We start from the raw sequence: 8,680 nt of genomic DNA, 5'->3' as shown, positions 1-8,680 counted from the left end.
TGAGACTCGCCGATTTCAGCGCTTGGGGGGCGGTCTTTCGTGCTTCAGGATGAGAGCCTGGTTTGTGCGTCCCAAGACGGGCTGGTGCGGCGAGCGCCCGGGCCGGGGAAGCACTGACGGTCGCGAGGCTCACTCTGTCGACGTTACGCAGGTACAGCCGCGCCTGCCGGGGGTCGAGGCGCTACTGTGATGGTTGCCGCCTACCCGCCGCTTGAGAGGGGTGTGTCGACGTGGCTGCCCTGGGTATCGATGCTGAGTTCAGCGCGGTGCTCTCGCTGCTCGACAGAACGGCCGCGCTGCGGCGTAGCGCGGAGATCGTTCACAGCGTGCTCGGCGCGGACGTGGCGGCTGGGGCGAACCGGGTCGCCGAGGACGACACGATGGAGGTCGTCGCCGTGGTGGGCGGGCGTTCCGAGGCGCTCAACGGGCTGGTGATTGGGCCGCAGGAAGGCCTCGGCGGTCAAGCGGCGGTGTTGCGTCGGACCGCGGCGGTCGCGGACTACTGCATAAGCCGGGCGATCACGCACGACTTCGACCACGCAGTTCGCGCGGAGGGTTTGCATGCGGTGATGGCCGCTCCGATCGTGCGCGCCCACCGGCTCTATGGGCTTCTCTACGCGGCCCGTCGGTCCGTCGTTCCGTGGACCGACGGCGACCGGACCGCCTTGCTGGGCTTAGCGCGGCAGACTGCGGTGGCGATGGAGGTCGCCGACAGTGCCCGCGAGATGGCGGAGGTCGCGGTGTTCAGCGAACGGCAACGCCTCGCGATACGGTTGCATGATTCGGTTGGCGCGACTTTGTTCAGCCTCCGGGTGGCGTTGACGTCGGCGCGCGCTGCGGTGGAGGCGCAGCCCGGTGATACGGTGGAACTGCTGACTGATGCGTTGGCTTTGACGGAGCGGGCGGCCTCCGAGTTGCGGGCTCAGACGTACTCGCTTCATGATGCACCCGAGGACAAGGCGCTCGCGGTCGCGTTGCAGGGAGATTGTCGTGACTTCTGCGAGCGAACCGGTGTCGCAGCGGAATTGGTAGTGCTGGGTGATCTGCCGCGGTTGGATACGGGCCGAGCGGACGTCTTACGGCGGATCTCGCGCGAGGCCCTGCTCAACGTGGAGAAGCACGCTGGCGCCCACTCCGTGGTCGTAAGCTTGTACGCCTACCAGGACGGTGTGGGCATGGCCGTGGCCGACGACGGAACATTCGGCGACATCACACTGCAGGGCGGGCGCGGCATGGGTCTCGGGGTGATGGTCGAAAGCGTCGAGCGAGTCGGGGGCTGGCTGACGTACACAGGCAACGAAGAAGGCGGCGGCACAGTGCGGGCGTGGGTACCGGCTGCTAGAGCATTCCGGCCTGTTGAGCCTTGACCACCGCGTCCAGCCGGTTGCGCGCCTCGAGGTGGGCCAGTAGCGATTGGACGTAGGATTTCACGGTGTTCGGCGCTAGACGCAGCTGCTGAGCAATTTCGCTGTTGCTCTCTCCCATGGCCAACCGCTCCAGCACCTGATACTCACGCCGCGACAGGGCCAGCGGATCCCCGGAGCTGATGACGGGGTCGCAGTAGCGTCGCCCGGCGGCGACCTCTGCGATCGCTGTGATGAGCACTGCGCAGGCGTTGTCTTTGTGCACCACCGCGTCCACCCCGACCAGTCCAGCGACCTGGCCGACCGAGCGTTTGCTGTCCCCGGTAAAAAGCACCAGCTTCACTCCGGGGCACACGCCGCGAAGGGCGGCGGCAGCGTCCGGCAGAGCCATGTCTGGAAGATGCAGATCCAGCAAGACGACGTCTGGGTGCGCCGCTGCAACGGCTGCGACGCCATCTGTGGCGGTCCGCGCACCCCGGCATATTTGCACGCCCGAGGCACTCTCGACTAAGCGTTCCACTCCCAAATGCACGATCGGATGATCGTCGACCACCAGCACCCGCACCTCCCCGCCACTCGCACACACCACGCCAGCAGGGGCCGCGATGGCGGTGGAACCTCCGGGTGAGTCACTACAACCTCGCCGGTGAGGACGCATGGTTCCAAAGTACCCCGCGTTCACGACGGCTGGCAGCCGCAGTCATCGCAGACCTCCGATCGGAGGTAGGCAACCGCAGAGCTATGTGTGAGCATGGTCTCAACGCGGCGGTGGTCGGCACCGTCGTCACATATTCGGGAGGTAGTTGATGACCGCATCGATTACGACGCAGCACGAGAAGATCAAGTCGTTCGATTGGGAGCCGAGCTATTTTCGGCGCGACGCGCTGTATCCGACGAAGTACAAGATCCCGCCGAAGACCAAGGATCCGTTCCGCACCCTGGTCCGGGAGTACGTCGGGATGGAGGAGGAGAAAGACGACCGGCAGTACGGTGCGCTCGAGGATGCGTTGAGCCGGATGAACAACTCCGGGCAGGCCGAGCCCCGCTTTATGGAGATCATGAAGCCGGTGCTGGCGTTGGTCGACTTCGGTGAGTACGCCGCGATGAAATGCACTGCGATGCTTGTGGACACGGTGGAGAATCCGGAGCTGCGCCAGGGGTACCTCGCGCAGATGATCGACGAGGTGCGCCATACCAATCAAGAGGCGTACTTGATGCGGTACTTCGCCAAGCACGCTCCGGACCCGGCTGGGTTCAATTCGGGGTTCCAGATGCGCGCGTTCGACCCGATCGGGCGACCGGGGCGGGCGGTGTTCGAAGCCTTCATGAACGACGATCCGATCACCAATTCGCTGAATCTGCAGGTCGTCGCCGAGACTGCGTACACCAACCCACTGTTCGTGGCGGTGACCGAGGTGGCCGCCGCCAACGGAGACCAGGCAACCCCGTCGGTGTTCCTGTCGATCCAATCCGACGAGGCGCGGCACATGGCCAACGGTTACTCGACGCTCGCGGCTGTGCTGAGCGAACCGGACAACCTGCCGATGCTCCAAGAGGACTTCGACACGGCGTTCTGGCGTCAGCACGCCTTCCTGGACAATTTCCAGGGGGCGGTTTACGACTACTTTTCGAAGGTTCGGCTGAAGTCGTATAAGGAGTACTGGGACCAGTGGATCTGGGACGACTGGGCCGGAAGCTACATCGAACGGTTGGAACCGTTCGGCCTGAGGGTGCCGCGCTGGATCCATGATGCGAAGCGGCACGTGGAATGGGGTGGGCATTCCGCAGCCATGGTGTCTGCAGCGCTGTGGCCGGTGCACGCCTGGCGTTCGGACTACATGACCGACGAGGACTTCGCGTATCTTGAGGAAAAATATCCGGGCTGGGAAGAGCATTTCGGCGGCTTCTGGACGGCGTACCGCGAGATGGGCGACCCTCGCAAGGGCCACCTCGCCTTGGAGCTGTTCTCTGAGATGCCGCCGATTTGTCGGACCTGCCAGATGCCTTGCGTGTTCCCGCGCCCGGACATCAACGAGGTCCGGTTGTCAATCGACGCGGCCGGCCAACGACACGCGTTTTGCTCAGAGGCGTGCCAGCACATTTTCCGGCAGGCCCCCCACCGCCATACCGGTATGACGTGGTGGGAGGTCAACGACGGTGTCGAACTCGCCCGCTACATCGAGGACAACGGCTTGCTGCGCGCGGACGGCCGGACCCTGATGGGTCAACCGCACGTGCACACGGAGGAACGGTGGCTATGGACCATCGATGACATCCGGCGCACCGGAATCGTCATTCAGGACCCGCTCAAGGCGATGCCCGCCGACGCATTCACGGCGGACATCTGATGAGCGCCGAACTGACTTCCGAGGGTGTGGAGGCCGAGACGGTGGGCGAGGGGTTCTACTCGGCCCGGGATCTGACGTACATCCGACCGCAGAAACGCCGACTCTCCGAGTACGAGGCGGTCATTTGCCACACGCAACCGGACCTCGGCCAGTTCGATTCCGGCGGTTGGTATCTGCTGCGGCCCGACGGTCTGGGCTGCCAGGATGCCCGCACCACCGCGCTGGCGCATCCGAACTGGTTCGAGTACCGCGATCCGTCCGGACTGTGGCAGCGTCCCTACATCAAGCTGCAGGCCCAGCAGGAACGGTCCATTGAGGGGGCGATCGCCTCGGCGAAAGTCAACGGCGCATTCGGCGACATCGCGCGAGGGTGGCTTGATGTCGTGGCGCGCTACTATGAAGCGTTCGCATCGTTTCAGTGGGGAATGTTCAAGGCGCATGCATTCGTCACCCGGGAAGCATTGTCGGACACCCTGTCGATGGCCTATACCTTCAGCGGGATGGATCGGCTGCGTCACCAGCAGGATATTGCGCTTTACAGCCTGGACCTGCATGAACAGGTGCCCGATTACACCGAAGGCGCAGGCGTTGAGGCCTGGCTGCATGATCCGGCGTGTCAGGGCGCGCGCCGGCTGGTCGAGCGGCTCCTTTCGCTGCGCGATTGGGGTGAAATGGTCCTGATGACCAACCTCGTGGTCGAGCCGCTGTGCACCGCCCTGATTAGCAGCGAGTTCTTTCGACGTCTCGCTCCGCTGCACGGTGACGTGGTCATCCCGGTAATCGAGATGACTGCGGAGGCGGACCGGCATCGCAACCGCGCTGCGACCCAAGCGTTGGTCAAGATGCTCATCGCCGATACCGACCGTGCCGGTCGGCCGGTGCCGTCGGAGCGCAACCGCGAGCTGATGCAGGGCTGGGTTGACTCTTGGTATCGCGACGCCCTCGCGGCCGTCGATGCGTTCCTGCCTGTCTTCGACGCTGTTCCCGCAGCAAAGGGGTTCGGGGAACGCGCCCGACAGCATGTCGTCGAGACGACCGCAGACATCCTCGAGCTGGCTGGTCTACGGGTACCCGCGGCGGTGACCTCGTGAGCAACGCCCAGCAGCACGGACGCAAAACCATCGGACTCGTTCTTATGAAGAGCGAAGAGGCGCAGGCCACGGTGCATTACGTGAGCGAGGAGTGCCCCCAGATTCGGGTGCAGGATCGGGGCACGTTCTTCCTGCTTGAGGCGGAGGGGACGATCCGGATCCCGCTGGCTGAGGTCGAGGAATACTTGGGCAAACCCCTGACGATGTCACGGTTCTTGGTGTGCATGTCCAGCTACTACGGGCGGGCGCACGTCGAAGACGATGCGTTCGTGGTTACTGCCGACATGTCGCAACTCGAACCGGCGAAGATCTGATTGGACAGCTGATGGCACGCGTCACCCTGGTACCGACGGGGGAGGAGTTCCCCGTCGGTGAGAACGAGGACATACTCACTGCTGCTCTGCATCACGGTGTTAACTTGCAGTACGGGTGTCGGCACGGGAACTGCTCCTCGTGCAAGCACTGGTTGGTCGACGGCGATGTCGACGACTCGGCGGCGTCGGTGTATGCGATCCCGAGGAATGAACGCGAGGACGGGGCGATCTTGCTGTGCTGCACCTTCGCCGAGAGCGATTTGGTGATCGAGATCGATCAGCACGACGGTGCCGAGGCGCTTCCGCCGATGACGCCGCCGAGCCCGCGGCGTGCCACGGTGCTGGAGAAGCTTTCCCGCACACCGGATTTGGTCGAGTTGCGGGTGGCCCTAGATGAACCGTTGAGCTTTCGGGCCGGCCAGTACGCGGAATTCACTCTTGACACGGGGGAACGCCGCTCCTATTCGCTGCTGAGTCCACCGAGTTCGGGAAGCGAACTGACCTTCTGTATCAAACGCGTGCAGAACGGGGTGTTCACTGCCGTGCTCGACCGGCTCGAGCCGGGACACCACCTGCGGCTGGAGGCGCCGTTCGGCACCATGTTCATGCGGGAGACCGGCCGTCCGGTGATCGCGGTCGGGATCGGCTCCGGGATCGCGCCGCTGTTATCAATTCTGTCCGACGCCGCCGAGCAGAATAGCGACGTCCCGATCCGCTTTTACTATGGAGCCCGCACCAACAGTGACTTGGTGTATGTCGACGAGCTCGCCGAACTTTCGAGACGGTTGAAGGATTTCCAGTTCATCGCGTGCCTGTCGCAGGGGACCCCGGACACGGTGCCGGCAAACGGCCGCGTGGGGCGGGTCACCCGGGCCATCGCCGAAGACATCCGGGACGCTTCGTCCTATGACGCCTACGTGTGCGGGGCGCCGCAGATGTGTGACGCCGTCGGTCGTCTCCTGGAAGCCAAGGGTCTGCCGGAGGCGCGTATCCATGCCGATAAGTTCTATTCGGCTGTCGAGTTGGCCCCTGCTGCCACGTGAGTGACGTGCGCTTCTGCCGGTCCTCGACGCAGAACCGCCGTTGAATCCAAGATACTTATTACCTCCAGGAGATTGCCGTGACAGCTGTCGTAAACCATTCGGTCCTGCCCGCGGCTCGGCGGGGCTTCCTCCGGCGGTAAGAAGCTGTTGATCGTCGGAGAATGGGAGCACGCCGCACGGGCAAGACTTCCCCACGGCCGACCCGGCCACCGGAACGGTACGCAACCGAAGTCGCCCACGGACAGGCTGCTGAGGACAACGATCGGGCGGTCGCGCCGCCCTAAGGCGTTCGCCACCGGTCCGTGGCGGACGATGAGAAGCACCTGAACAGCGTCTCCTGCGGCAAATACGTAGACACATGGCGCCGAACCCAAACCGCACTGCGCCTGCACAACCAGCGCGATTGGGATGCTCCCAGTTATCACTGGGGCGCGAGCCCACACGAAGAGAAGAGAGCGTGCAAACGTGGCCAAGATGATCGCCTACGACGAGGATGCCCGGCGGGCCATGGAGCGAGGGCTGGACAAACTCGCCGACGCCGTCAAGGTCACCCTCGGTCCCAAGGGCCGCAATGTCGTACTCGGGCGCCACCTCGCGAAACCCGTCGTGACCAACGACGGTGTCACCGTTGCGCGCAGCATCGAACTCGGCGACCCCTTCGAAAAGATGGGCGCCGAACTCGTCAAGGTGGTCGCCAAACAGACCGACGACGTCGCCGGAGATGGCACGACGACCGCCACCGTGCTGGCTCAGGCCATGGTACATGAGGGTCTGCGAAACATCGTCGCCGGCGCCAACCCGGTGGCGGTCAGACGAGGCATCGCCTCCAGCTTGGTCGGCGTCGTTCGGGCGCTCAACGATGCCGCGAGACCCGTCGAGACCTCAGAACAGATCGCCGCGACCGCGACGATCTCTTCGGGTGACCGGGCAATAGGGAACGTTGTTGCCGCGGCGTTGGACAAGATCGGTGTCCACGGCATCATCACCGTGGAGGCATCCGACGCGATCGGCCTCACACTCGAGTTCGTCGAGGGTTTACGTTTCGAGAAGGGCTACCTCAGTCCGTACTTCGTGACCGATTTCGAACGGCTCGAGGTCGTCCTTGACGACCCCTACATCCTTCTCGTCTCGTCAGTGATCAGCTCCGTCCGGCAGCTGAGGCCGATTGTCGAAAAGGTAATGAAAACCGGCCGTCCGCTGGTCATCATTGCCGAGGATGTCACCGATGATGCTCTCGCCACCCTGGTCGTCAACAATGTGCGCGGTACGTTCACCTCAGCGGCGGTAAAGGCGCCCGGTTTCGGCGACCGGCGTGAGTTGATGCTGAGCGACATGGCCATCGTGACCGGTGGCGAAGTCATTTCCGAAGCCATCGGGGTGGCCGTCGAGGCTGCGAGCCTCGACTTGCTCGGAACTGCGCGTCGGGTGCTGATCACCAAGAACGACACCTCCATTATCGGCGGATCCGGCGACGCAGCCGTGATCGCTGGACGAGTCCAGGAAATCACCGCCGCGATCGAGGCGTCGAACGATGATTACGACACCGACAAACTCAAGGAACGGCTGGCGAAGCTCAGCGGAGCGGCGGCGGTAATCCGGATCGGTGCCGCAACCGAGATCGAACTCAAAGAACGCAAACATCGGCTCGAGGACGCCGTGCGCAACGCGAGGGCCGCAGCAGAGGAAGGCGTAGTGGCCGGCGGTGGCGTCGCTTTGCTGCAAGCATCCATGACCGCGTTCGACACACTCCATCTCACTGGCGATGAGGCTGTCGGCGCCAACGTCCTGCGGGTAGCTCTTGAAGCGCCGTTGAAACAGATCGCCGTCAACGCCGGCCTGGAAGGAGGGGTAGCGGTCGAGAAGGTCAGAAACCTACCGACCGGGCACGGTCTTAACGCCGCGATCGGACGGTATGGCGACATGATCGCCGCCGGAATCATGGATCCGCTCAAGGTAACCCGATTAGCACTGGAGAACGCGGCATCCATCGCGGCGATGTTCCTGACCGCCGAGGTACTCATTGCCGATAAGCCCCATATCCCGCTATCTAAAATGCCTCCGCTCTGAGATGTGGTTCTCCGAGATCGTGGAGGGTTTCTTAACTTAGCTTAGCCTCGATCCACGTGTGTCACGAACGCTGAAGGGAGTGTGATAGGCGAGCTTCTGGAGGTGGTGCTGTGCAGGAGATGAAGGATTGTTGGCCCTTCGGAGTCGCCCTGCGGGGGGAGGCTTCAAGCCGCCCACTGCTGCGTTAGCTGAAGACTGTCGTGGTGAGCGATGTGGGAGAAGGCCCGGTTCACGGGTCAGGCGGGGGTCAGGAAGACGAGCGTTGTAGCCGTTGACGTGTCGAAACAGGTTGGCTGGCATCGAAACCGGGGCAGGTGGATCGTCCCGGGACGAGCCTGGAGGGTGCCCGTTTACCGGCCAGGTGGTGCCCGGCATGGAGGCGACGTGAGCCTGGTCTGCGGCTCCTGTACGGAACGTGAGAAGGCGTGTCCCGATACTGCCGCCGGATGAGGT

General features: G+C 63.7%; 7 protein-coding genes. 6 read left to right on the top strand and 1 reads right to left on the bottom strand.

Features of this window, described 5'->3' with window-relative positions; genetic code table 11:
• The first annotated feature begins 230 nt into the window (after window positions 1-230).
• The gene (locus CRM90_RS28940; RefSeq protein ID WP_233209578.1) at window positions 231-1,367 is read left to right on the top strand and encodes a GAF domain-containing sensor histidine kinase; all 1,137 of its coding nucleotides are present in this window, start codon (window positions 231-233) and stop codon (window positions 1,365-1,367) included.
• Here the strand turns inward: CRM90_RS28940 and CRM90_RS28935 are convergent.
• Window positions 1,339-1,917, bottom strand: coding sequence for a response regulator transcription factor (locus tag CRM90_RS28935; protein ID WP_102810309.1), 579 nt, complete (start codon window positions 1,915-1,917; stop codon window positions 1,339-1,341). The genes CRM90_RS28940 and CRM90_RS28935 overlap by 29 nt on opposite strands.
• Window positions 1,918-2,170: 253 nt before the next feature.
• Here CRM90_RS28935 and CRM90_RS28930 point away from each other — a divergent pair, with 253 nt between their 5' ends.
• The 5 genes from CRM90_RS28930 to groL all read left to right on the top strand — a co-directional run bounded on the left by CRM90_RS28930 (window position 2,171) and on the right by groL (window position 8,227).
• Window positions 2,171-3,712: an aromatic/alkene/methane monooxygenase hydroxylase/oxygenase subunit alpha gene (locus CRM90_RS28930; protein WP_102810306.1), complete on the top strand. Its 1,542-nt coding sequence runs from the start codon at window positions 2,171-2,173 to the stop codon at window positions 3,710-3,712.
• A complete protein-coding gene (locus tag CRM90_RS28925) occupies window positions 3,712-4,803 on the top strand; it encodes an aromatic/alkene monooxygenase hydroxylase subunit beta (protein WP_102810305.1) in 1,092 nt (363 codons plus the stop codon). Before CRM90_RS28930 ends, CRM90_RS28925 begins: the two co-directional genes overlap by 1 nt.
• The gene (locus tag CRM90_RS28920) at window positions 4,800-5,117 is read left to right on the top strand and encodes an MmoB/DmpM family protein (RefSeq protein WP_102810304.1); all 318 of its coding nucleotides are present in this window, start codon (window positions 4,800-4,802) and stop codon (window positions 5,115-5,117) included. The genes CRM90_RS28925 and CRM90_RS28920 overlap by 4 nt, the downstream gene beginning before the upstream one ends.
• 11 nt (window positions 5,118-5,128) lie before the next feature.
• Window positions 5,129-6,160, top strand: coding sequence for a 2Fe-2S iron-sulfur cluster-binding protein (locus tag CRM90_RS28915; RefSeq protein ID WP_102810303.1), 1,032 nt, complete (start codon window positions 5,129-5,131; stop codon window positions 6,158-6,160).
• Between the two features lie 465 nt (window positions 6,161-6,625).
• Window positions 6,626-8,227 (top strand): chaperonin GroEL, encoded by a 1,602-nt coding sequence (gene groL / locus CRM90_RS28910; RefSeq protein WP_199190100.1) that lies wholly within the window; start codon window positions 6,626-6,628, stop codon window positions 8,225-8,227.
• Window positions 8,228-8,680: the final 453 nt, after the last annotated feature.

The sequence above is a fragment of the Mycobacterium sp. ENV421 genome (assembly GCF_002887815.1).
Lineage (GTDB): Bacteria > Actinomycetota > Actinomycetes > Mycobacteriales > Mycobacteriaceae > Mycobacterium.
This window is presented reverse-complemented; position numbering and strand designations above follow the sequence as displayed.

Coding starts and splice junctions, on each gene's coding strand:
- CRM90_RS28930 (WP_102810306.1), top strand. CDS start 2,171: ATGACCGCATCGATTACGACGCAGCACGAGAAGATCAAGTCGTTCGAT.
- CRM90_RS28925 (WP_102810305.1), top strand. CDS start 3,712: ATGAGCGCCGAACTGACTTCCGAGGGTGTGGAGGCCGAGACGGTGGGC.
- CRM90_RS28915 (WP_102810303.1), top strand. CDS start 5,129: ATGGCACGCGTCACCCTGGTACCGACGGGGGAGGAGTTCCCCGTCGGT.